A 23268-nucleotide genomic window follows, 5' to 3' on the forward strand; every position below is an offset into this window, starting at 1 on the left:
GCGGGCAGATCGTGGAGACCGGCGTGACCGCCGACCTGGTCGAGGCGCCGGCCCACCACTACACGCGCGGGCTGCTCGGCAGCGTGCTGTCGCTGGAGGGGGCGGCCGAGCGGATGACGCAGATCAAGGGCGTCGTGCCGTCCCCGGCGGACTTCCCGGCGGGCTGCCGGTTCGCGGACCGCTGCCCGATGGCGGACGAGGTCTGCCGGACCACGGCCCCGGCTCTGGTGGGTACCCGGACGCACACGGCCGCCTGCCACCATCCGGCGATCCTGCTGATGAACACCGGCGAGGCGGAGAACGAGGTCGTCACGTGAGCGCACTGGTGGAACTCGCCGACGTGCACGTCGTGCACAAGGCCCGCGGCGGCGGGCTGTTCACCCGCGACAGGGTGTACGCCCTGACCGGCGCGGACCTGACCATCGCGCCCGGCGAGACGGTCGGCGTGGTCGGCGAGTCCGGCTGCGGCAAGTCGACGCTGGCGAAGGTGCTGGTGGGCGTGCAGCCGCCGACGTCCGGGACGGTCTCCTTCCAGGGCCGCGACCTGTGGGCCATGGGGCCCGGCGAGCGCCGGACGGCCATCGGCAGCCACACCGGCATGATCTTCCAGGATCCGTCGACCGCCCTGAACCGGCGGCTGACGGTACGGCAGATCCTGCGCGACCCACTGGACGTGCACGGGCGCGGCACGGCCGCCGGGCGCGAGGAGCGGGTGCGCGAGCTGATGGCGCTGGTCGGTCTGCCGAAGGCGCTGGCCGACGGGCTGCCGGGCCAGCTCTCCGGCGGTCAGCGGCAGCGCGTCGCCATCGCCCGCGCGCTCGCCCTGGACCCCGAGCTGGTGGTCGCGGACGAGCCGACCAGCGCGCTGGACGTGTCGGTGCGCGCCCAGATCCTCAACCTGCTGCTGGACCTGAAGGAGCGGCTGGGGCTCGCGCTGGTGTTCGTGTCGCACGACATCCAGACGGTGCGGCGGATGAGCGACCGGGTGATCACCATGTACCTCGGCCGGATCGTGGAGGTGGCCCCGGCCGGCCGGGTGACGGACCGGGCCCGCCACCCGTACACCCGCGCCCTGTTCTCCGCGACTCCCGGCCTGCTCGACCCGATCGACCCGATCCCGCTGGCGGGCCCGGTCCCGTCGGCCACCCGGCCGCCGAGCGGCTGCCCGTTCCGCACCCGCTGCTGGAAGGCCGACGGGGTGTGCGCCGAGTCGATGCCCGAGTTCTCCGTCGCCGCCACTCCGACGCATCGTTTCCGGTGCCACCATCCGGTGGGAGAGGAAGAGTCGACCCGAGAACTCGTCGGCCAGGCCCAGGCACCAAAGGAACCCGCATGACCCTCACCACTCCGCTCACCGGTGTCGTCCCGCCCGTCTGCACGCCCCTGACACCGGAGCGCGAGGTGGACGTCCGCTCACTGCTGAGGCTGGTCGACCACCTGGTGGCCGGCGGCGTGCACGGGCTGTTCGTCCTCGGCTCCACCTCCGAGGCCGCCTACCTCACCGACCGGCAGCGCGCCCTCGTCGTGGAGACCGTCGCCGGTCACCTCGGCGGGCGGCTCCCACTGCTGGCCGGCGCCATCGACATGACGACCCCGCGCGTCCTGGACCACGTCCGGGCCGTCGCGGCGGCGGGCGCGGACGCGGTCGTCGTCACCGCGCCCTTCTACACGCGCACCCACCCGGCGGAGATCGCTCGCCACTACCGGCTCGTCGCCGCCGCCTCCCCGGTGCCCGTCCTGGCGTACGACATCCCGGTCGCCGTCCACACCAAGCTCCCCGCCGAGCTGGTCCTGGAGCTGGCCGCCGACGGGGTACTGGCCGGGCTGAAGGACTCCAGCGGGGACATGGCCGGCTTCCGCCAGGTCCTGACCGGCGTTCAGGCCCATGGCGGCGCCTCCGGCTTCAGCGTGCTGACCGGCTCCGAGACCGTCGTGGACGCGGCCCTCGCGATGGGCGCGGACGGGGCGGTGCCCGGTCTGGCGAACGTGGACCCGCACGGCTACGTCCGGCTCTACCGGCTGTGCCGGGCGGGCGACCGGGAACGCGCCCGTGCCGAGCAGGAGCGGCTGTGCGCCCTGTTCGGCCTCGTCGGCGTCGGTGCCCCCGCCCGGATGGGCAACAGCTCCTCGGGGCTCGGCGCGTTCAAGGCGGCGCTGCATCTGCGCGGGGTCATCGACTGCCCGGCGACGGCGGAGCCTCAGGTGCCGCTGTCGCCGGAGGAGGTGGAGCGGGTGGGCAAGTACCTCGCGGCGGCGGGACTGCTCTGACCGCAGTGCCTAGGACCGGGAGAGGTCGGCGAGCGGGACCGTCCGGAACTCGATCCGCTCGTACGTCCCCTGCGCCCCCGTCTCGTACAGCACGCCGAGCGTGTCCGGGCCGACCTGCACCAGGTCGGAGTAGGCCGCGGGCTGCCCGGACAGGGTCAGCGTCTTGGCGAAGGTCGCGCCGGCGTCCGTGCTGCGCCACACCGCCATGGCCTGCCGGGCGGTGGGGACGGACGGGCCGGAGAAGAGCAACGGGGCGTCCGGGGCGTCGGGCTGGAGGACGCTCGCATGGACGATGGGCACGTCGCTCAGGGTGGGCTGGACCTTGTAGGGCCGGTCGAGGGTGCGGCCGCCGTCGCTGGAGCAGCTGTCGAGGCGGTGGCCGGCGCTGGTGCCGTGCTGGTCGCGGGCGGAGAAGTAGAGCGTGCCGTCGGGGAGTTCGGCGGCCGTGCTCTCGTTGGCGTTGTCGTAGCCGTCGTAGGAGTCGTCCACGAAGCCCAGCCGCCAGGTGGCGCCGCCGTTGTCGCTGTAGAGGGCGTGGGCGCCGTAGTACCGGGGTTCCTCACCGGTGTCGGGGGAACCGGCGGGCGGGGCGACGGAGTGGTTGGCGGGGACCACCAGACGGCCGGCGTGCGGGCCGCGGGTGAGGGCGACGGCGTGCCCGGGGCCGGTGGCGTACCAGCGCCAGCCGGCCCGCTTCACCGACCTGGTGATCTCCTGCGGCGGGCTGAAGGTGCGCCCGTCGTCCGTGCTGCGCTGCACGAACACCCGGCGGCTCTGCTCCGGCGTCACCTCGCCCCGCATGATCTGCGCCTCCGTCACGGCGCCGCTGTTGTAGGAGGTGAGCAGCACGACGTCACCGGTGCGCGGGTCGACGACGGGTGCCGGGTTGCCGCGGGTGTTCCCGTTCCCGGCGGCCACGACCGTGAGCGGGCCCCAGGTGCAGCCGCCGTCGAGGGAGCGCCGCACGAGGACGTCGATGTCGCCGGAGTCGCTCGAACCGCCGCGCCGGCCTTCGGCGAAGGCCAGGACCGTGCCCTTGCCGGTCGTGACGGCCGCCGGGATGCGGTAGGCCAGGTAGCCGCCCGTACCGGCGGCGTAGGGCACCGAGGAGGTGCAGCGGGCGGCGGAGGCCGGCAGGGTGACGGTGAACGGGCTGAACACGAGCGGGACGAGGACGGCGGCGGCGGTCAGGAAGGCACGTCTGGGCGGTCTCATCGGGCGGGCCCCTCGGGGTCGGTGACAGGATGCCGGTCCTATCGTCCCCGGATCACCGGCTCGCTCCCGCACGCCACGATCATCAGTCGTGCCCGGTCACCCGCCCTCCGCTCGCCCTGGTGCGGGCCGCGGGAGGGTCAGGAGGGCGTGCGGGCCGTCGCCAGCAGGCGGGTCACCTCGTCCGAAGTGATCGTGAGGGCGGCGCCCACGGTGGCGAGGACCTCGCGTTCGGCGGCCGTGTAGGGGCCGTCGGCAAGGGCGATGCGGGCGCCCTGGAGGAGGATCGACTCCCGTCCCGCCGGGGCGAGATGCGGGGCGAGCGGGTCGAGGGCCTCGTGCAGCTCTATGGCCAGCCCCGGGCCGCAGGGTGCGCCGAAGACCCGTCCGGTGTCCGCGGCCAGCGCCTCGACGAGCGCGTTCAGCTGCTCCTCGGTGCAGTCGTCGAACCCGGCCGCGCGGACCGTGCCGGCGGCCGCGGTGAGCGACGGGCGGGTGCGTGTGCCGCCCGCGGCCAGCACCGCGAGGGCGACGGTGTGCACGGCGTCGCGGAGCATCGCGGAGAAGCGGGTCGTGGTGGGGTGGTCGAGGACGTCGGTGCCGAAGTGCCGACGGCAGGCCGCGCACTCCACGACGGGCCCTGTGTCACCGCGCGGCAGCACGGGCAGGCCGAGCAGCGTGAAGCGGCGACGCCCGGTCAGCCGCTGGTAGTTGCGGTCGCCCCCGCAGCCGGGGCAGAAGAACTCGCCGTCCCCGACGGCCGTCCACGCGGTGCGGGTGCCCAGTACGCGCGCACGCCTGGCGGCACGGCCGTTTCGTCCCCGGACTGGCAGCACGTCGCACCTCCGTAACCCCACGGCAACATCGCCGCGCTGGCGTGATGTTAGCCACATCCGTGAGGTGGAGTCAGTACCCCGGACGAGACCTCTCCGTGACCTGGCTGGTAAACGACGGGGTCCCGTCCGCCGGAAATCGGCGGACGGGACCCCGAAACGCCCGGTCAGAGGGGTCAGCGAGTCGCCCGGTTGACGGCCGAGACGACCGCCTTCAGCGACGCACGTGTCGTGTTCGCATCGATGCCGATCCCCCAGAGGATCTTGTCCTCGATCGCGCATTCGATGTACGAGGCGGCCTGCGCGGAGGCACCCTCGCTCATCGTGTGCTCCTGGTAGTCCAGCAGCCGTACGTCGATGCCGATCGACTGCAGGGCGTCGAAGAACGCCGAGATCGGGCCGTTGCCGGTGCCGGACAGGACGGTGTCCTCGCCGTCGACGGTGGCCTCGACGGTGAGCTTGTCCACGCCGTCGGTGTCGGTCGTCGACTGACCGGTCCTGACCTGGATCCGGCCCCACGGGTTCTCCGGGTTCGGCAGGTACTCGTCCTCGAAGACGGCCCAGATGTCCTTCGGGGTGACCTCGCCGCCGTCGGCGTCCGTCTTCGCCTGGATGATCTTCGAGAACTCGATCTGCATCCGGCGCGGCAGGTCCAGCTTGTGCTCGTTCTTCAGCACGTACGCGATCCCGCCCTTGCCGGACTGCGAGTTCACGCGGATGACCGCCTCGTAGGAGCGGCCGACGTCCTTGGGGTCGATCGGCAGGTACGGCACCGCCCACTCGATGTCGTCGACGGTGACGCCCCGGGCCGCCGCGTCGGCCTCCATGGCGTCGAAGCCCTTCTTGATGGCGTCCTGGTGGGAGCCGGAGAAGGACGTGTAGACCAGGTCGCCCACGTACGGGTGGCGCGGGTGGACCTCCATCTGGTTGCAGTACTCCCACGTGCGACGGATCTCGTCGATGTCGGAGAAGTCGATCTGCGGGTCGACGCCCTGCGAGAACAGGTTCATGCCCAGGGTGACCAGGTCGACGTTGCCGGTGCGCTCGCCCTGCCCGAACAGACAGCCCTCGACCCGGTCGGCGCCGGCCATCAGCGCCAGCTCGGCCGCCGCCACGGCCGTACCGCGGTCGTTGTGCGGGTGGATCGACAGGCAGACGTGCTCGCGGCGGGAGAGGTGGCGGCCCATCCACTCGAAGCGGTCGGCGTGCGTGGAGGGCGTGGAGCGCTCGACGGTCGCCGGCAGGTTGAGGATGATCTCGCGGCCCGGACCGGGCTGCCAGACGTCCATCACCGCCTCGCAGACCTCCAGCGCGAAGTCCAGCTCGGTGTCGGTGAAGATCTCCGGGCTGTACTGGTAGCCGAACTCGGTCTCCGGGTCGAGCAGCTTCTCCGCGTACTCCATCACCAGCCGGGTGCCGTCGACGGCGATCTGCTTGATCTCGTCCTTGGAACCGCGGAAGACCACCCGGCGGAATACCGGCGCCGTGGCGTTGTACAGGTGGACGGTGGCGCGCCTGGCACCCTTGAGGGACTCCACGGTCCGCTCGATCAGGTCCTCGCGGGCCTGCGTCAGCACCGAGATGGTGACGTCGTCCGGGATCGCGTCCTCGTCCTCGACGATCGACCGTACGAAGTCGAAGTCGGTCTGACCGGAGGCCGGGAAGCCGACCTCGATCTCCTTGTAACCCATCCTGACCAGCAGATCGAACATCGCGCGCTTGCGCGCCGGCGACATGGGGTCGATCAGGGCCTGGTTGCCGTCGCGCAGGTCGGTGGAGAGCCAGCGGGGGGCGGTGGTGATCCGGTTCTGCGGCCACGTGCGGTCGGGGATGTCGACCTGGTCGTACTTGCCGTACTTGTGGACCGGCATGGAACTGGGCTGCTGGCGATGTGCCATGGTGGCGTGGGCTCCTCGAGAAATCCGGTGGAATCCGGTGTCCGGAAGGACGGCCGACGACGCAACGCCAAGCTCCGCGGGGAGGGGGTCGGCCTCGACTACAGGCCCTCGCCGCGGCAGCTAAGAAGAAGCAGCCCGAAACGCATGATGCGCAGCATGCTAGCCGAGCCCTCCCGAAACGCGCGGTCCTGTATCAGTATGCGGGACCCAGTGCCGGAAAGGGGCGCGGGGAACTGCGCGAGAACCCCCACACCGCCGCACGGAATAACACAGCGCGACCGTCTACGGCCGTCACATCCCCATATTTCACCAATCAAGGTCACGGATGGTGACACACCGCTGACTCGGTGCGATCGTGCGGGCATGACCGCGACCTTCTGCACCATCGTCCCGCCGCACGTCCTGGACAAGCTCGCCCGGTCCGGGGACGCCGCCCTCTCCGGCCCGGCCCGCCGGACCCTCCAGCGCGACGCCTACGAGCGCACCCACCGCCGCCTCACCACGGTCCTCGGCGCCCCCTCGGTCGCCCCGCCCGCCGCGGCCGCCGAAGGCAAGCCGCACCGCACAGTCCACGACGCCGAGCACCGTACGGACCTGCCCGGCAAGAAGGTCCGCGGCGAGGGCGGCGAACCCGGCAAGGACGCCACGGTCAACCGCGCCTACGCGGGTCTGGGCGCCACCTTCGAGCTGTTCCTCAAGGCCTACGGCCGCGACTCCATCGACGGCGCCGGGCTCCCGCTCGACGCGACCGTGCACTACGACGAGCAGTACAACAACGCCTTCTGGAACGGCGAGCAGATGGTCTTCGGCGACGGGGACGGCGAGATCTTCCTCGACTTCACCATCCCGATCGACGTCATCGGCCACGAACTCGCCCACGGCGTGACCCAGTACACGGCGAACCTGACCTACTTCGGCCAGCCCGGCGCCCTCAACGAGTCCGTCTCCGACGTCTTCGGCGCGCTGATCAAGCAGTACACGCTCGGCCAGACCGCCGCCGAGGCCGACTGGCTGATCGGCGCGGGACTGCTCGCCCCGCGCGTGACCGGGGTGGCCCTGCGCTCGATGAAGGCTCCGGGCACGGCGTACGACGACGACGTGCTCGGCAAGGACCCGCAGCCCGCGACGATGGACGACTACGTCCGCACCGGCCGCGACAACGGCGGCGTCCACATCAACTCGGGCATCCCCAACCACGCCTTCTACCTGGCCGCCACCGCCCTCGGCGGGCACGCCTGGGAGCGGGCCGGGCAGGTCTGGTACGACGTGCTGACCGGTGGCGAGCTGAAGGAGGACGCGATGTTCGCCGAGTTCGCCACGCTGACCGTCTCCGCCGCCAGGGCCCGGTTCGGCGACGGCAGCGACGAGCTGCGGGCGGTGGCCAAAGCCTGGGAGCAGGTCGGCGTGCGGACGCTGTAGCCCCCCGTTTCCTGCCGGGCGGGTTCGTACTAGACAGGGAACCATGCGTATTCAGGTGCGGCGCACGGGCGGGTTCGCGGGCGTCGAGCGGCACGCCGAGGTGAACACCTCGGGGCGGCCCGACGCGCACGAGTGGCACGCCCTCGCGGAGCGGGCGCTCGCGGCGGGCGGGGGCACGCCGCCCGCCGGGGTGCCGGACGGCTTCGGCTACCGGATCACGGTGGACGGCAGGACGGTGTACTGCGCGGACCCCCGGCTGACCGAGGAACAGCGCAGGCTGATCTCCCGGGTGCTCAAGGAAGGTGCGTAACTCCTGTTCTTTCCCCGGGGCGTTGACTTCGATTACCGGCGGTACCGATGATCCGCGCATGGCGACGAACCCCGTACCCCAGTTCCCGGCCGGCTTCCTGTGGGGCGTCTCGACGTCCGCGCACCAGATCGAGGGCGCGACGGAGCTGCGCGAGCCGTCCGTGTGGGACGCCTTCACGGCCGAGCCGGGACGGGTGAAGGACGGTTCCACCGCGGCGGTGGCCTGTGACCACTACCACCGCTACCGCGAGGACGTGGCGCTCCTGGCGGACCTCGGGGTCGACGCGTACCGGTTCTCGATCTCCTGGCCGCGGGTGCGCTCGCCCGGAGGCCTCGGCTTCTACGACCGGCTGGTGGACGAGCTGTGCGCGGCGGGCGTGCGGCCGGTCCCCACGCTCTTCCACTGGGACCTGCCGGTGGGGCTCGACTGGCTGGAGCGGGACACGGCCGCGCGGTTCGCGGACCACGTGGCGGTCGTCGCGGAGCGGCTCGGCGACCGGGTCCCGAAGTGGATCACTCTCAACGAGCCCGCCGAACACACACTGCTCGGCCACGCGCTCGGCGTCCACGCGCCCGGCGGACAACTGCTGTTCGACGCGCTGCCGGTGGCCCACCACCAGCTCCTTGCCCACGGGCTGGCCGTGCGGGCCCTGCGCGCGGCCGGCGCCACGGACGTCGGGATCGCCAACTCGCACGGACCGACCTGGCCCGCGTCCCGGGAGAGCGCGGACGTGGAGGCGGCCGGCTTCTACGACGTCCTGCTGAACCGGCTCTTCGCCGACCCGTTGCTGCTGGGCGAATACCCGGCCGGCCTCGGCGAGTTGATGCCGGGGGACGTGGCGTCCGACCTGAAGGTGATCGCCGAGCCGGTCGACTGGTACGGGATCAACTACTACGCGCCGACGCGGGTGGGGGCGCCCCAGGGCGCGGAGATCGAGTTCGGCGGCGTGCGGCTGCCGGCGGAACTGCCCTTCTCGGTGCGGGAGATCGAGGGCGTCCCGGTGACGGACTTCGGCTGGCCCGTGGTGCCCGAGGGGCTCACCGAGCTGCTCACCGGCTTCCGGGACCGCTACGGCGACCGACTGCCGCCGGTGGTCATCACCGAGAACGGGTGCTCCTACGAGGGGCTCGACGACCAGGCGCGGATCGCCTACCTGGACGGCCATGTGCGCGCGCTGCACGCGGCGCTGACGGCGGGCGTGGACGTACGCGGCTACTTCGTGTGGTCGTTGCTGGACAACTTCGAGTGGGCCGAGGGGTACGCGCGCCGGTTCGGGCTGGTGCACGTGGACCACGAGACGCTGGAGCGCACGCCGAAGGCCTCCTACCGCTGGTTCCGGGAGATGCTGCGGGCCCAGGGATGAAGGACGTCCCGACCGCTCCCGCCGAGCCCACCGCACAGGTCGGGCGTGGCTGGACGGCGTCGCGGGCGGACCGGACGGTCGGGAAGTGCGGCCGGAAACCGGGCTCCCGCCGGATCCGTTCGGTCGACATGATCCCGTACCACGGGTCGGGAACCGTGCGGGTGTGCAGTTCCGCTGGGACCTCGACGCCGTTGAGCTGGTGCAACTCGACCGTCGTGACAGGAGCGTCGTCGGCGATGTTGTAGGGCCGGCCGGTGGCTCCCGGTGCCCACGGCAGACGCGGCAGGCCCTGCGCGACGTGCACGTGGTCCGCCGTCCGGAGCCGCTGGGCACCAGGCCCAGGGCCCTAGAAGCCCAGCTTGCGCAGCTGCTTCGGGTCGCGCTGCCAGTCCTTGGCCACCTTCACGTGCAGGTCGAGGAAGACGGGGGTGCCGAGCAGCGCCTCGATCTGGCGGCGGGACTTGATGCCGACCTCCTTCAGGCGCTTGCCCTTGGGACCGATGATGATGCCCTTCTGGCTGGGGCGCTCGATGTAGACGTTGGCGTGGATGTCGAGGAGCGGCTTGTCCGCCGGGCGGTCCTCGCGCGGGAGCATCTCCTCGACGACGACGGCGATCGAGTGCGGCAGCTCGTCGCGTACGCCCTCCAGCGCGGCCTCACGGATCAGTTCCGCGATCATGACCTGCTCGGGCTCGTCGGTCAGATCGCCCTCGGGGTAGAGGGCGGGGCCCTCGGGGAGCATCGGGACGAGAAGGTCCGCCAGCAGCTTCACCTGCTTGTCCCCGACCGCCGACACCGGCACGATCTCGGCCCACTCGATGCCCAGCTCCTTGCCGAGCTGATCGATGGCGATCAGCTGCTCGGCCAGCGTCTTGCTGTCGACCAGGTCGGTCTTCGTGACGATCGCGACCTTGGGCGACTTCTTGATCCCCGCGAGCTCCTTGGCGATGAACCGGTCGCCGGGGCCGATCTTCTCGTTCGCCGGCAGGCAGAAGCCGATCACGTCGACCTCGGCCCAGGTCGTGCGTACCACGTCGTTGAGCCGCTCGCCGAGCAGCGTGCGCGGCTTGTGCAGCCCCGGGGTGTCCACCAGGATCAGCTGGGCGTCGGGCCGGTGCACGATGCCCCGCACCGTGTGCCGCGTGGTCTGCGGCTGGTTCGCGGTGATCGCGACCTTCTGCCCGACCAGTGCGTTCGTGAGGGTGGACTTGCCCGCGTTGGGGCGGCCCACGAAGCAGGCGAAGCCGGCCCGGTGGACAGTCTCGGCCGGCTGCTCGGATGACGGGGTACGAACGCTCATGGCGCCCATTCTCCCTGATCGCCGAAGCCCAGCCGCACAGCGTGACGGGACTGCCCGCCGGGCGGACCGGTGGGCGTGACCCCGGCGCCCTGGACGACCGGGGCCACGCCCGTCGGTGGATCAGTCGAACACGAACGGTCCGGGCGACTGCGGCCCTGTCGCCGTGCAGGTGATGGTGATGCCGAAGACGGTCATCTTCAGCGAACCGCCGAAGGCCTCCAGGCTGTCGCCGGAGGCGACGGTGCCGCTGAGCGGACCCACGGTGACGGGGTCGCCGGCCGCCATCGCCGGGTTCTTCGTGCCGGTGAAGGCGGTGGTGCCGCCGGCTCCCTTGACCAGGGTGAGCGTGGAGGCGATCGAGTCCGCCCCGAGACCGATGGGTGCGGTGATCGCGGTGGACGTGAGGGTCATGGTGGCCGCGGCGCCGTCCTGGGTGGCGGTGAGGGTGCCCTCGCCGCCGCCGAAGCCGCCGCAGTCGGCGGTGAGGGTCGCCGATTCCGGCGTGACGGCCAGGGCCGCGGGTGCGAGGAGTACACCGGTCACCGCCAAGGCGCCGATCGTCAGTGCCGCACCGGACGCAATGCGCTTGCCTCTCATGGGGGGGCTCCCTTCCCGTGTGGGGAATGCCATGTGGGGGATGGGCGGGAGGAACACCGGCGGACCACCCGCGCAGCGGGGTGCGGACGCGCAGCACGGCTCATATCTGACGGTCCGTCGGAACTTACGATTCCATTGATACGCGAGTGGCGCACGGCGGCAAGGCGTATTTCCGGCCTTCGACGACCTGTGCGCTACGGGCGCGCCCCCTCAGCCCGCGGAGACGGTCAGTCGTACGGCCCCGTCGGGCCCGGCGACGAGCACCGGTGTCCGTGGCCCGCCCAGATCCCGAACGGCCGCCAGGTCCTCCGCGGACGCGGACTCGTCCTCCGTGACGACCGCCGCCGCCTCCAGCGACTTGGCGCCCGACGCCACCGCCATGGCCACGGCGGTTCGCAGGGCGCTGAGCTTCAGCGAGTCCAGGTCGACGGTCCCGGCGACATACGTACGCCCCGTCTCGTCCCGTACGGCGGCCCCCTCGGGGACGCCGTTGCGGGCCCGGGCCGAGCGGGCCAGGGTGACGATCTTGCGGTCCTCGGGGTCAAGCGCGTTGCTGTCGGTCATGTCCCGAGCATACGGAGGCCGGCGGCCGGGTTCAGGGGCGGTCCAGGCGCAGCCGCTCGGCCCGCGGCAGCCCGGCCACCACGAGGTCGTAGGAGTCCTCGATCAGCTCCCGGACCAGGCGACGGGGCAGCGAGCCGTCCACCTTCACGGTGTTCCAGTGCCGCTTGTTCATGTGCCAGCCGGGGGCGATCAGGCCCGGGTGGTCGGCGCGCAGGCGCACCGCGTCCTGCGGGTCGCACTTGAGGTTCACCGTGAGCGGGCGGGCGTCCAGGGAGGTCAGCGCGAACATCTTGCCCAGCACCTTGAACACCGAGGCCTCCGGCCCGAACGGGAACTCCTCGACGGCCGCGTCGAAGGACAGACAGAAGGCGCGCAGCTCCTGGGGCGTCACTCCGGCTTCGTCTCCTCCTCCGGCGCCTGCGTGGCGGCCACCGGCTCCACGAGCACGGTCACGATCTTGTTCCGGCGTCCGGCGGCGGCCTCGGCGGTGAGCCGCAGTCGCCGGCCGTCCGGCAGCTCGACCACGGACGTGGCCCCGGCGATCGGGACGCGGCCCAGCGCCTTGGCCAGCAGCCCGCCGACCGTCTCCACGTCCTCGTCGTCGTACGCCTCCAGCCCGTACAGCTCGCCGAGGTCGCCGATGTCGAGGCGGGCGGTGACCCGGTGGCGGCCCTCGCCGAGGGGCTCCACGGGCGGCAGCTCCCGGTCGTACTCGTCGGTGATCTCGCCGACGATCTCCTCCAGGATGTCCTCGATGGTGACGATCCCGGCCGTGCCGCCGTACTCGTCGATGACGACGGCGACGTGGTTGCGCTCCTTCTGCATCTCGCGCAGCAGGTCACCGGCGTTCTTGGTGTCCGGCACGAAGACGGCGGGCCGCATGGCCGTCGAGACCAGCTCGCTCTCGGCCTCCCGGCTGATGTGCGTCTTGCGGACCAGGTCCTTCAGATACACGATCCCGACGATGTCGTCCTCGGACTCCCCGGTCACCGGGATACGCGAGAAACCGGACCTGAGCGCCAGGGTCAGGGCCTGGCGGATGGTCTTGTAACGCTCGATGACGACGAGGTCGGTGCGCGGGACCATCACCTCCCGTACGAGGGTGTCGCCGAGCTCGAAGACCGAGTGCACCATACGGCGCTCGTCGTCCTCGATCAGGGACTCCGCCTCGGCGAGGTCGACCAGGGCGCGCAGCTCCGCCTCCGAGGCGAACGGGCCGCGCCTGAAGCCCTTGCCCGGGGTGAGGGCGTTGCCGATGAGGATCAGCAGCGACGGGATCGGGCCCATGATCCGGGCCAGCGGAACCAGGACGTAGGCCGCCGCGGTGGCCGTGTTCAGCGGGTGCTGGCGGCCGATGGTGCGCGGCGAGACGCCGACCGCGACGTACGAGACGAGGACCATGACCGCGATGGCGATCAGCAGCGCCTCGGTGGTGCTGGCGAACTCGTTCAGGCAGGCGTAGGTGATCAGCGCGGCCGCGGCCATCTCGCAGGCGACGCGGACAAGCAGCGCCACGTTGAGATAGCGGGTGGGGTCAGCGGCGACCTGGGCGAGCTTGGCGCCGCCGCGCCGGCCGGAGCGTACGGCCTCCTCGGCGCGGAAGCTGGAGACGCGGGCGAGGCCCGCCTCCGCGCAGGCGGCGAGCCAGGCGACGACGACCAGCGCGACGGCGCCGGTGACCAGCGGGAGGCTCATGACACGGTGGGGGCCGGGGAGGGGCCGGTGAGGCCCTTCTCCGCACGCCAGCCGTCCACGATGGCTGCCTGTAGGCCGAACATCTCGGCCTTCTCGTCGGCCTCTTCGTGGTCGTACCCGAGCAGGTGCAGCACTCCGTGGACGGTGAGCAACTGGAGCTCCTCGTCCATGGAGTGCTGCGTCGGGGCCTCGGCCCCCTGCTTGGTGGCGACCTCCGGGCACAGCACGATGTCGCCGAGCAGACCGTTCGGCGGCTCGTCGTCGTCCTTCGCCGGCGGGCGCAGCTCGTCCATCGGGAAGGACATGACGTCGGTCGGACCCGGCAGGTCCATCCACTGGATGTGCAGCTGCTCCATGGCGTCGGCGTCCACGACGATCACCGAGAGTTCGGAGAGCGGGTGGATGCGCATCCGTGCGAGCGCGTAGCGGGCGATGTCGAGGATCGCCTGCTCGTCGACCTCGGTTCCGGACTCGTTGTTGACGTCGATCGACATGGTCGTGCTGGTCTACTTCCCCTTGGTGCCCTTGGCGCCGGACCTGCCACGGCCCTGGTGTGTGCCGTTCTCCGTGCCGTTCTGGCTGTCGAACTTCTCGTACGCGTCGACGATACGGCCCACCAGCTTGTGCCGGACGACATCGTGGGACGACAGCCGGGAGAAGTGGACGTCCTCGACGCCCTCCAGGATCTCCTGCACCTGGCGCAGACCGGACTTGGTACCGCCGGGCAGGTCGACCTGGGTCACGTCACCCGTGATCACGATCTTCGACTCGAAGCCGAGGCGGGTGAGGAACATCTTCATCTGCTCGGGGCTCGTGTTCTGGGCCTCGTCCAGGATGATGAAGGCGTCGTTGAGCGTGCGACCGCGCATGTAGGCGAGCGGCGCGACCTCGATCGTCCCGGCGGCCATCAGACGGGGGATGGAGTCCGGGTCGATCATGTCGTGCAGCGCGTCGTAGAGCGGGCGCAGGTAGGGGTCGATCTTCTCATAGAGCGTGCCGGGGAGGAAGCCGAGGCGCTCGCCGGCCTCGACCGCCGGGCGGGTCAGGATGATGCGGTTGACCTGCTTGGACTGCAGGGCCTGCACCGCCTTGGCCATGGCGAGGTAGGTCTTGCCGGTGCCGGCGGGGCCGATGCCGAAGACGATCGTGTGCTTGTCGATCGCGTCGACGTACCGCTTCTGGTTGAGGGTCTTGGGGCGGATCGTGCGGCCGCGTGAGGACAGAATGTTCTGGGTGAGCACCTGCGCCGGCGTCTCTTCCGCGCCCTCGCCGTTCTCCGTCGCCCGGAGCATGGCGATCGAGCGTTCCACTGCGTCCTCCGTCATCGGCTGCCCGGTGCGGAGCACCAGCATCATCTCGTCGAACAGGCGCTGGACGAGGGCGACTTCCGCCGCGGGCCCGACCGCGCTGATCTCATTGCCCCGGACGTGGATGTCGGCCGCCGGGAAGGCCTTCTCGATCACACGCAGCAGGGCGTCGCCGGACCCCAGGACGGTGACCATGGGGTGCTGGGCGGGGACGGTGAACTGTGCTCTCGCCTGCTCCTGCGCGGGGGTGTGAGCTGTGGGTGTCTGAGTCATGGGCCGGCGCTTAAGGCCTGCACGTCCTCCTCGATACGACTCGCCTGCCACAAGGGCGGCCTGGCGATTTCCAGAGTACGCCGCAGGACTGACATCGCCGTAGGACTTTTCGATGCGCCGTGCGGCACATGAGGCGCGCGGGGCCGGGTCAGGCGGACCGGCCGAAGCCGATCGTGGGGACCGCGCGGCGCAGGGGCCAGGGGCGGGTGGTGGCCGGGATCAGGTCCTCCAGGAAGGAGTACCGGCGCAGGGCCGCGGGGTCCTGGTCGTCGTACGACTGCACCCTGCGCCACCAGGCCGCGATCTCGGACCAGCCGGGGGCGGAGAGGGAGCCGCCGAACTCCTGGACGGACAGGGCGGCGGTGAGGCCGGCGAAGGCGACGCGGTCCGCCAGGGGCCAGCCGGCCAGGGTGCCGGTGACGAAGCCGGCGACGAAGACGTCTCCCGCGCCGGTGGGGTCCAGGGCCTCGACGGCGATCGCCGGGACCTCGGCGCACTCGCCGGTGCGGCGGTCCACGGCGTACGCGCCGTCGGCGCCGAGGGTGACCACGGCGAGCGGCACGTGTTCGGTGAGGGCGTGCGCGGCGGCGCGGGGGCAGGTGGCGCCGGTGTAGCGCATCGCCTCCTCGGCGTTGGGCAGGAACGCCTCGCAGTGTTCGAGGTCGGGCAGGCCCGCCAGGTCCCAGGCGCCGGTGTCGTCCCAGCCGACGTCGGCGAAGATGCGGGTGCCCGTGCTCGCGGCCTGGGCGATCCAGGGGGCGCGCTCGCTCGGGGTGAGCGAGGCGACGGCGGCACGCGCGCGGGGCGGGCAGTCGGGGGCGGGCTCCTCGGGGGGCGGCTCGTGGCCGTGGGAGACCATCGTGCGCTCGCCCTCGTAGGCCATGGAGACGGTGACCGACGAGTGCCAGCCGGGCACCGTGCGCGAGGGCGTGAGGTCGATGCCCTCGCCCCGCTCCAGGGCGTCCCAGCAGTAGTCGCCGTAGTGGTCGTCGCCGAAGGCCGCCGCGAGGGACGTCCGCAGCCCGAGGCGGGACAGCGCGGTCGCCATGTTGGCGACGCCGCCCGGGCTCGACCCCATCCCGCGCGCCCAGGACTCCGTCCCGCGCACCGGGGCGGAGTCGAGCCCGGTGAAGATGATGTCGAGGAAGACGCTGCCGGTGAGATACACGTCCCACGGTGGCTCGCCCGGCCCGCGCAGGGCGGCCAGGGGATCGACATGGGCGTGGCAGTACCGACCCTCCCTAATGGTCGGCATCGCCCTGGCGGCGGGCAGCGGCCCCTCTCCGTCGGACCCGATCACAGTGCGCTCCCTGACGTGGTACTGACCCGGCCAGTGTGCACCACACCACTGACAACACCCCGGCGCCCAGGCGGAGAGGTGCGCCCGCGCCGGGCCCACGGGGAGGCGCGCGGGGGCGACCCGGAGGCGTACCGGCGACGTTTCACGCTGTCGCAGGACCCGGTCGCGGAGCCCCCTGGGTCGGACGGGCCCGGGTCGGCGACGCCGGCTTGAAGCCCGTCGCCGCCAGGCACAGCGCCCCCAGCCCCGCCCACGGCGACACGAACACGGCGAGCAGGGTGCCGCAACCGCCCAGCCCCAGCACCGTCGTCGGGATCGCCCCGCCGCTTGCCGATCCGGTCGGAGATCCGCCCGCTGCCGTACACCGCGGCGCCAGCCTGCGGCGGGCACGGTGCCCGGCGGGCCGGGGACCTACCAGCGGGGCATGGCGGGGGTGATCCACTCCGGGTCGGCGACCCGCATCGCCGCCGCGTCGTCGCGGTCGCGCAGCGTGCCGTCGTCGTCCAGCCAGCGCCGGTGCAGCAGGGCGAGCCGGTCCCGGTCGAGTTCGACGCCCAGGCCGGGGGCGTCCGGGACCTTCACGGACCCGTCCTCGAAGACCAGCCGTTCGGTGAGCACGTCCTCCGACTGCCAGGGGTAGTGGGAGTCGCAGGCGTGGTGGAGGCCGGGCACGGTCGCCGCCACGTGGGTCATCGCGGCGAGGCTGATCCCGAGGTGGGTGTTGGAGTGCATGGACACCCCGACGCCGAAGGTCCGGCAGACCGCGGCGAGTTGCTGGGTGTTGCGCAGCCCGCCCCAGTAGTGGTGGTCGGAGAGGACCACCTGGACGGCACCGCGCGTGAACGCCTCCTTGATCTCGGCGAACGTCGTCACGCACATGTTGGTGGCGAGCGGTACGCCCGTCCGCCCGGCGACCTCGGCCATGGCGGGCGTGCCGAGCGCCGGGTCCTCCAGGTACTCCAGTACGTCACCGAGTTCCTCGGCCACCGTGACCGACGTCCCCACGGACCAGGCCCCGTTGGGGTCGAGCCGCAGCGGGTGCCCGGGGAAGGCCGCCGCCAGCGCCCGTACTGCCGCGATCTCCTCGTCGGGCGGGAAGACGCCCCCCTTGAGCTTGAACGACGAGAACCCGTACCGCTCCTTGAACTTCCGCGCCTGCTCCACGACCCCGGCGGGATCGAGCGCGGCCCCCCAGTCGTCCCGCTCTGCCGGGACGCCGGCCGGGTGCTCGGCCCACTTGTAGAACAGGTAGGCGCTGTACTCGACGGTGTCCCGCACCTTGCCGCCGAGCAGCGCGTGCACGGGCAGTCCGAGCGACTTGCCGAGCGCGTCCAGGCAGGCCACCTCGAAGCCGGAGACGACGGACAGCCGCAGCTTGTCCGCGGTCTGCACCCCGCGCAGCCCGCCGACGTCCACCGCCTCGGAGACCCGCGAGGCGTCCACGGCCACCTCGTCGGCGACGGCGAACAGCGCGTTCAGATCACTGACCCGCCGCCCCTTCAGCTTCTCCGCGAAGGGCCGCGCCAGCTCCAGGTACTTGGTGTCCCCGTAGGTCTCCCCGACGCCGGTCACGCCGTCCGCCGTCACCACCTCCACGATCAGCCGGGGCGTGTACGGCTGGTGGACGCCCTGCGTGTTCAGCAGCGGCGGGTCGGCGACCAGGATCGGGGTCAGTCGTACGTCCGTGACGGTGAGGTTCACAGGGCGGCTCCTACGAGGTCGAGTCCGGTGGCGAGCAGGGTCCTCAGGTCGGCGAGGTCGGCCGCCGAGAGGTCGGTGAGGGGGGCACGGACCGGTCCTGCCGGCCGGCCGCGCAGCCGGGCCGCGGCCTTGACCAGCGACACGGCGTAACCGGGCGTCCGGTCGCGCAGGTCGACGAGCGGCACGTAGAAGTCCCGCAACAGCTCGTCCACCACGGCGTCGTCGTCGGTGCGCAGGGCGGTGAAGAAGGCGTTCGCGATCTCGGGCGCGAACGCGTGCACGGCGGAGGAGTAGGCGGGGACGCCGACGGCGGCGTAGGCGCAGGCCTGGATCTCGGCGGTGGCGGCGCCGTTGAAGAACAGGAAGTCGTCGGGGGCGGCGAGGGTGAGGCGCTGGAGCCGGTCCAGGTCGCTGTGGCCGTCCTTGAGTCCGATGACGCCGGGGATCCGCGTGATCCGGCGGAACGCGTCGGTGCCGTAGGCGACCTGGCCGCGCTGGTAGGCGACGAGCGGCAGCCGGGTGCCGGCGGCGATCCGCTCCAGCTGGGCGACCAGGCCCTCCTGGGGCGCGGTGACCAGATAGTGCGGCAGCACGAGCAGAGCGTCCGCCCCCGCCTCCTCGGCGATCCGCGCGAACCGTACGGCCTGCGCCCAGCCGTAGCCGACCCCTGCCACGACCGGCATCCGGCCCGCCGCCTCCCCCACGGTGGCGGTGACGACCTGCCGGTACTCGTCCTCGTCCAGCGAGAAGAACTCGCCGGTGCCGCAGGCGGGGAAGACCGCGCCGGGCCCAGTGGCGAGCTGCCCGGCGAGGTAGGCGCGGAAGCCGTCGAGGTCGAGGGAGCCGTCGTCGTGGAAGGCGGTGAGCGGGAAGGACAGCACGCCGCCCGCCATCCCCGCCCGCAGGCCCGCCGCCACGTCGGTGTCGAGACCCACGCCCATCTCCCTGTGTAGACGCTATCCATGTATGAAAACGGAGATTAGACAGGCGAACGGCCGCCGTCAATGGTTCGCGCGCCCCGAGCGCACTCCGGAGGGTGGCGCCCTGCTTACGATCAGGACATGTCGGAGACAGGTGGCGTCCGCGAGGTGAAATCGGCGGCGCGAACGGTCGAGTTGCTGGAGCTGCTGGCCGCGCGCGGCGACCGTCCGGCGCGGCTCCAGGAACTGGCCGACGAGCTCGGCGTACCCCGCAGCTCGATGTACGCGCTGCTCCAGACCCTCGCCGCCCGCGGCTGGGTGCGCAGCGACGTCACCGGCTCCCTGTACGGCATCGGCATCCGTGCCCTGCTCACCGGTACCAGCTACCTCGACTCCGACCCGCGCGTCAGGGCCGTGCGCCCATACCTCGACGAGGCGTCGGAGGCTCTCGGCGAGACCATCCACATGGGACGGCTGGACGGCCGGGACGTGGCCTATCTGGCGACCCGCGAGTCGCACGAGTACCTGCGGACCATCAGCCGCGTCGGCCGTCGGCTCCCCGCACACGTGGGCGCCCTGGGCAAGGCACTGCTCGCGGAGCACCCCGACGCCGACCTGCCCGACGGCCCGTACGAGGCACTCACCCCGCACACCCGCACCACCCGCGCCTCCCTGGTCGCCGACCTCGCCGAGGTGCGGGCGCGCGGTTACTCGGTGGACCGCGAGGAGGGCGTGCTCGGCATCGTCGGCTTCGGCTTCGCCCTGCGCTACGACGACCCGGCCCAGGACGCGATCAGCTGCTCGGTACCGCTGGCCCGGCTGGCACCCGGGCGCGAGGAGCGGATCGTCGCGGTGATGCGGGAGATCAGGGCGAAGATCGAGGCGACGGTGCCGGGCGGCGGGGGCTCGGCACACTGGCGTTAGGCGCGCGCGGGCCGACCGGAAGCCGTCCCGAAGCCGTCCAGAAGCCGGTTGGAGGGCAGCCGGAAGCCCGCCGGAAGGCGCTCTTCTGCCCGGCCGGGCCGATCCCAAACAGAAGGTGATCCAGATCACCCACCCCGACCTCCCGTCGCCCTCCCTCCGCTTGATACAAATTGCCCGCGCGTTCCTGTCCCTCGACGGTCGTCGCCCAATCCCCCTTCCTGTGCCGTCCTTTCGCATGCCCTGGGAACGCCCGTGTTCGCCCCCCGCACCACCACACCCTGGCCCCTCGTCGCCCTTTTCACGGCCGGGTATCTCGCCCCGTACCTCCTCCCGACCGTCGTCGGCAGGCTGGACTCCGGGCTCCCCGTCTCCGCCACCCAGGCGGGCGCCATCGGCAGTGCCCTGCTGCTGAGTTCGGCTGCCGCCGGGTTCCTGCTGGCCTCCCGGGTGGACCGGATCGGCCCGCGTGCCCTGGCCCGTGCCGGACTGGCGCTCGCCGTCCTCGGCTACGGCGGCGCCACCCTCACCACCGCCGTCCCCGCGGTCGTCGCCGGCGCGATGGCCGGTGGCTTCGGCTCCGGAACGGCGACCGCGGTCGCCGCCTGCGGGATCGCGGCTCAGCGCGACGCGCACCGCGTCACCACACTCGGCCTGCTCAGCGTCTCCGCCCTCGCCGGGGCGGTCTATCTGACGGTCCCGCACCTCGGCCCCGGCCACGGACTCCCGCTGGCCGCGATCGCCCTGACCGCGCTCGCCGTCTGGCCGCTGACCGGCCGGCTCCACGCCCGGACACCCGCGCTCGCCGTCAGCCGCCCCCGCGAGCCCCTCCCCCATCTGCGGTCCGGCCTGCTCCTCGCCGCCACGATGCCGTGCTGGTCGATGGCGCAGAACGCCCTCTGGGGCGTCAGCGGCAGGATCGGCCTCACCCAGGCGCACCTGGGCGAGGCGACCGTCGGCGCGGTCTTCGCCGTCGCGCTCGGCGCGGGACTGCTGGGCGTGATCGGCGCCGGGGCCCTGGGCCCACGGCTCGGGCACGCCGCACCCATCGGCGTCGGCACCGGCCTCATCGCGGGCTGCATCGTGGCCAGCGCGTCCGCGACCGGACTGACGACCTTCGCGGCGGGCGAGATCGCCTGGAACACGCTCTACCCGATCGTCCTGTCGTACGTCATCGGCCTCGCCGCCTCCCTCGACCCTCGCGGCCGCTGGGCGGTCCTGGTCGGCTCGGCCGCCTCGCTGGGCACGGCCGCGGGCCCGCTGACCGGCAGCCTCCTGTCGGCGCAGGCCGGATTCCCGGCGATGGGCGCGGCACTGGCCGCCGGGCTGCTGGTGATCGCCGTGCCGATGACCCTGGTGGCACGGCAGGCGTCCCGGCGGCCCACGCACGTCGTCGACGTGCTGGAGATCCCCGTGGACGCCCTGCCGGCGATGCCCGCCCAGCAGCACGCCTACGGCACGGCGGGACCTCGGCAGGCAGCGGCCGCACCGGGGTCCGCGACCGCCTGAGGCCTACGGGAACTCGTACGCCTCGACCTCCGCGAGATACCGTGCCCGCCGCTCCTCGTCGTGCTCCAGGAAGGACGCGAGAAAGGAGTTGCGGGCCAACTCGCGCAGCCGCTCCTCGCCGAGCCCCAGGGCCGCGCGCACGGCGTCGAAGTTGTCGCCCGCGTACCCCCCGAAGTAGGCCGGGTCGTCGGAGTTGACGGTGCACAGCAGCCCGGCGTCGAGCATGGCGGGCAGCGGGTGGTCGGCGAGGACGTCGACGGCGCGCAGCCGGACGTTGGACAGCGGGCACAGCGTCAGCGGGACCCGCTCCCGCACCAGCCGCTCCACCAGCGCCGGATCCTCCATGCACCGCAGCCCGTGGTCGACGCGCTCCACGCCGAGCACGTCGAGGGCCTCGGTGATGTACTCCGGCGGCCCCTCCTCACCGGCGTGCGCGACCCGCCGCAGCCCGAGGGCGGCGGCGGCCTCGTACACCTCGCGGAACTTCACCGGCGGATGCCCGACCTCGGCGGAGTCGAGACCGACCCCGGTGATCCGGTGCAGATACGGCTTTGCCGAGTCCAGCGTCGCCATCGCCGATTCGGCAGGCTCGTCGCGCAGGAAACACATGATCAGCTGGGTGGAGACGCCGTGCTCGCGCTCGCTGCGCTCCAGCGCCCGCCCCGAACCCTCGACCACCGTGCCCATCCCGACCCCCCGCTCGAGGTGCGCCTGCGGGTCGAAGAAGACCTCCGCGTGCCGCACACCCTGCGCGGCGGCCCGGGCGAAGTAGGCGTTCGCGAGGTCCGCGAAGTCCTGCTCGGTGCGCAGCACGGCCATGAGCTCGTAGTACAGGTTCAGGAAGGACTGGAGATCCTCGAACCGGTACGCCTCGCGCAGCTCGCCGGTGTCCGCGTAGGGCAGCTTCACGTCGTTGCGGGCGGCGAGCTCGAAAGCGAGCTCAGGTTCCAAAGTGCCTTCGATATGAAGGTGCAGTTCAGCTTTCGGGAGAGGCATCACCTCATCGTACGACCGCTTCACCTGCGCTTCGGAACCGGCACTCTCAGTAGATCGTGCGCCACGCTCAGCTCCCCGTCGTAGCCGGCGGCCCGCGCCTGCCTCTCGAACTCCTCCGGCTCGGAGTAGCGCTGGCTGAAGTGGGTCAGCACGAGATGCCGCACGCCGCACTCCGCGGCCACCCGCGCCGCCTGACCGGCCGTCAGGTGACCGTGCTCCACGGCGAGTTCCTCGTCCTCGTCGAGGAACGTCGACTCGATGACGAGCAGGTCGCAGCCCTCGGCGAGCGCGTACACGCCGTCGCAGAGCCGGGTGTCCATGACGAACGCGAACCGCTGACCGCGCCGCGCCTCGCTGACCTCGTCGAGGGCGACCCCGCCGAGCGCGCCCTCACGCTGGATGCGGCCCACGTCCGGCCCTTTGATGCCGTGCGCGGCGAGCCGCTCGGGCAGCATGCGGCGCCCGTCCGGCTCGACCAGGCGATAGCCGTACGCCTCGACCGGGTGGGAGAGCTTGCGGGCCTCCAGGCGGTAGGACGCCGAGGAGGCGAGCACCCCGTCCCGGTCCACCGGCGCCTCCGTGATCCCGACGGTCTCGCGGTAGGCGGTGGCGTACCGCAGCCGGTCGAAGAAGCGCTGCCCCGAGCGGGGGTAGTGCGCGGTGACCGGGTGGGGCACCTGGTCGAGGTTGACGCGCTGGACGACGCCCGCGAGGCCCAGCGAGTGGTCGCCGTGGAAGTGCGTGACGCAGATCCGGTTCAGGTCGTGGGCGGCGACTCCGGCACGCAGCATCTGGCGCTGGGTGCCCTCGCCGGGGTCGAAGAGGATGCCCTCGCCGTCCCAGCGCAGCAGGTAGCCGTTGTGGTTGCGGTGCCGGGTCGGG

At 72.2% G+C, this 23268-nt stretch carries 23 protein-coding genes and 1 pseudogene; 8 read left to right on the top strand and 16 right to left on the bottom strand.

The annotated features are described in order from the left end of the window. From AB0O67_RS27605 to AB0O67_RS27615, 3 genes are all read left to right on the top strand, one after another. The coding region (locus tag AB0O67_RS27605; protein WP_365455404.1) for an oligopeptide/dipeptide ABC transporter ATP-binding protein at window positions 1-317 on the top strand (317 nt) is incomplete at its 5' end. Next, the gene (locus AB0O67_RS27610; RefSeq protein ID WP_365455407.1) at window positions 314-1336 is read left to right on the top strand and encodes an ABC transporter ATP-binding protein; all 1023 of its coding nucleotides are present in this window, start codon (window positions 314-316) and stop codon (window positions 1334-1336) included. The genes AB0O67_RS27605 and AB0O67_RS27610, both read left to right, overlap by 4 nt. After that, a complete protein-coding gene (locus tag AB0O67_RS27615; RefSeq protein WP_365455410.1) occupies window positions 1333-2268 on the top strand; it encodes a dihydrodipicolinate synthase family protein in 936 nt (311 codons plus the stop codon). The genes AB0O67_RS27610 and AB0O67_RS27615 overlap by 4 nt, the downstream gene beginning before the upstream one ends. Before the next feature lie 9 nt (window positions 2269-2277). On the opposite strand, the gene AB0O67_RS27620 is transcribed toward AB0O67_RS27615, so the two are convergent. The 3 genes from AB0O67_RS27620 to leuA form a co-directional block, all read right to left on the bottom strand. Then, a complete protein-coding gene (locus tag AB0O67_RS27620) occupies window positions 2278-3483 on the bottom strand; it encodes a sialidase family protein (RefSeq protein ID WP_365455413.1) in 1206 nt (401 codons plus the stop codon). A gap of 137 nt (window positions 3484-3620) precedes the next feature. Beyond that, complete coding sequence (locus AB0O67_RS27625) at window positions 3621-4316, bottom strand: TerB family tellurite resistance protein (RefSeq protein ID WP_365455416.1); 696 nt, start codon at window positions 4314-4316, stop codon at window positions 3621-3623. A 173-nt stretch (window positions 4317-4489) separates the two neighbouring features. Continuing rightward, a complete protein-coding gene (gene leuA, locus AB0O67_RS27630; RefSeq protein ID WP_365455419.1) occupies window positions 4490-6211 on the bottom strand; it encodes a 2-isopropylmalate synthase in 1722 nt (573 codons plus the stop codon). A gap of 363 nt (window positions 6212-6574) precedes the next feature. Between leuA and AB0O67_RS27635 the strand changes: the two genes are divergently transcribed. From AB0O67_RS27635 to AB0O67_RS27645, 3 genes are read left to right on the top strand one after another with little or no spacing between them, the layout of a single operon-like run. Then, on the top strand, window positions 6575-7630 hold the full coding sequence (locus tag AB0O67_RS27635; RefSeq protein ID WP_365455422.1) for a M4 family metallopeptidase: 1056 nt from the start codon (window positions 6575-6577) through the stop codon (window positions 7628-7630). Window positions 7631-7673: 43 nt separating this feature from the next. Beyond that, window positions 7674-7940 (top strand): protealysin inhibitor emfourin, encoded by a 267-nt coding sequence (locus AB0O67_RS27640; RefSeq protein WP_365455425.1) that lies wholly within the window; start codon window positions 7674-7676, stop codon window positions 7938-7940. Between the two features lie 58 nt (window positions 7941-7998). Beyond that, complete coding sequence (locus AB0O67_RS27645) at window positions 7999-9303, top strand: GH1 family beta-glucosidase (protein ID WP_365455428.1); 1305 nt, start codon at window positions 7999-8001, stop codon at window positions 9301-9303. 55 nt (window positions 9304-9358) lie between these two features. On the opposite strand, the pseudogene AB0O67_RS27650 reads toward AB0O67_RS27645, so the two are convergent. The 11 genes and pseudogenes from AB0O67_RS27650 to AB0O67_RS27700 form a co-directional block, all read right to left on the bottom strand. Further along, a pseudogene (locus AB0O67_RS27650) lies at window positions 9359-9601 on the bottom strand (NAD(P)-dependent oxidoreductase); the annotation flags it as partial. Window positions 9602-9649: 48 nt separating this feature from the next. Next, complete coding sequence (gene era / locus AB0O67_RS27655) at window positions 9650-10603, bottom strand: GTPase Era (protein ID WP_365455431.1); 954 nt, start codon at window positions 10601-10603, stop codon at window positions 9650-9652. Window positions 10604-10723: 120 nt separating this feature from the next. Further along, window positions 10724-11200: a hypothetical protein gene (locus tag AB0O67_RS27660; RefSeq protein ID WP_365455434.1), complete on the bottom strand. Its 477-nt coding sequence runs from the start codon at window positions 11198-11200 to the stop codon at window positions 10724-10726. A 210-nt stretch (window positions 11201-11410) separates the two neighbouring features. Next, entirely contained in the window at window positions 11411-11764 is a 354-nt protein-coding gene (locus AB0O67_RS27665) for a cytidine deaminase (RefSeq protein WP_365455437.1), read from the bottom strand. 31 nt (window positions 11765-11795) lie between these two features. Then, entirely contained in the window at window positions 11796-12155 is a 360-nt protein-coding gene (locus AB0O67_RS27670) for an MmcQ/YjbR family DNA-binding protein (RefSeq protein ID WP_365455439.1), read from the bottom strand. Beyond that, the gene (locus AB0O67_RS27675) at window positions 12152-13459 is read right to left on the bottom strand and encodes a hemolysin family protein (RefSeq protein WP_365455442.1); all 1308 of its coding nucleotides are present in this window, start codon (window positions 13457-13459) and stop codon (window positions 12152-12154) included. The genes AB0O67_RS27670 and AB0O67_RS27675 overlap by 4 nt, the downstream gene beginning before the upstream one ends. Beyond that, entirely contained in the window at window positions 13456-13953 is a 498-nt protein-coding gene (ybeY, locus tag AB0O67_RS27680) for an rRNA maturation RNase YbeY (protein ID WP_365455445.1), read from the bottom strand. Before ybeY ends, AB0O67_RS27675 begins: the two co-directional genes overlap by 4 nt. Window positions 13954-13965: 12 nt before the next feature. Beyond that, on the bottom strand, window positions 13966-15039 hold the full coding sequence (locus tag AB0O67_RS27685; protein ID WP_365455448.1) for a PhoH family protein: 1074 nt from the start codon (window positions 15037-15039) through the stop codon (window positions 13966-13968). A gap of 148 nt (window positions 15040-15187) precedes the next feature. Further along, window positions 15188-16294 carry a PfkB family carbohydrate kinase gene (locus AB0O67_RS27690; protein ID WP_365455469.1) on the bottom strand — a complete coding sequence of 369 codons (1107 nt, stop codon included), beginning with the start codon at window positions 16292-16294 and terminating at the stop codon, window positions 15188-15190. Between the two features lie 456 nt (window positions 16295-16750). Beyond that, window positions 16751-18040, bottom strand: a complete 1290-nt coding sequence (locus AB0O67_RS27695) for a glucarate dehydratase family protein (RefSeq protein WP_365455451.1) — start codon at window positions 18038-18040, stop codon at window positions 16751-16753. Then, the gene (locus AB0O67_RS27700; RefSeq protein WP_365455454.1) at window positions 18037-18981 is read right to left on the bottom strand and encodes a 5-dehydro-4-deoxyglucarate dehydratase; all 945 of its coding nucleotides are present in this window, start codon (window positions 18979-18981) and stop codon (window positions 18037-18039) included. The genes AB0O67_RS27695 and AB0O67_RS27700 overlap by 4 nt, the downstream gene beginning before the upstream one ends. A gap of 120 nt (window positions 18982-19101) precedes the next feature. On the opposite strand from AB0O67_RS27700, the gene AB0O67_RS27705 reads away from it, so the two are divergent. Together AB0O67_RS27705 and AB0O67_RS27710 are read left to right on the top strand one after the other, a co-directional pair. Beyond that, on the top strand, window positions 19102-19884 hold the full coding sequence (locus tag AB0O67_RS27705; RefSeq protein ID WP_365455457.1) for an IclR family transcriptional regulator: 783 nt from the start codon (window positions 19102-19104) through the stop codon (window positions 19882-19884). Between the two features lie 252 nt (window positions 19885-20136). Beyond that, complete coding sequence (locus AB0O67_RS27710; RefSeq protein WP_365455460.1) at window positions 20137-21390, top strand: MFS transporter; 1254 nt, start codon at window positions 20137-20139, stop codon at window positions 21388-21390. 3 nt (window positions 21391-21393) lie between these two features. Here the strand turns inward: AB0O67_RS27710 and AB0O67_RS27715 are convergent, their stop codons facing one another. Then, complete coding sequence (locus tag AB0O67_RS27715) at window positions 21394-22386, bottom strand: adenosine deaminase (RefSeq protein ID WP_365455463.1); 993 nt, start codon at window positions 22384-22386, stop codon at window positions 21394-21396. Window positions 22387-22406: 20 nt separating this feature from the next. Then, on the bottom strand, window positions 22407-23268 hold an 862-nt coding region (locus AB0O67_RS27720; protein WP_365455466.1), incomplete at its 5' end, for a ribonuclease Z.

Source organism: Streptomyces sp. NPDC086077 (assembly GCF_040686175.1).
GTDB lineage: Bacteria > Actinomycetota > Actinomycetes > Streptomycetales > Streptomycetaceae > Streptomyces.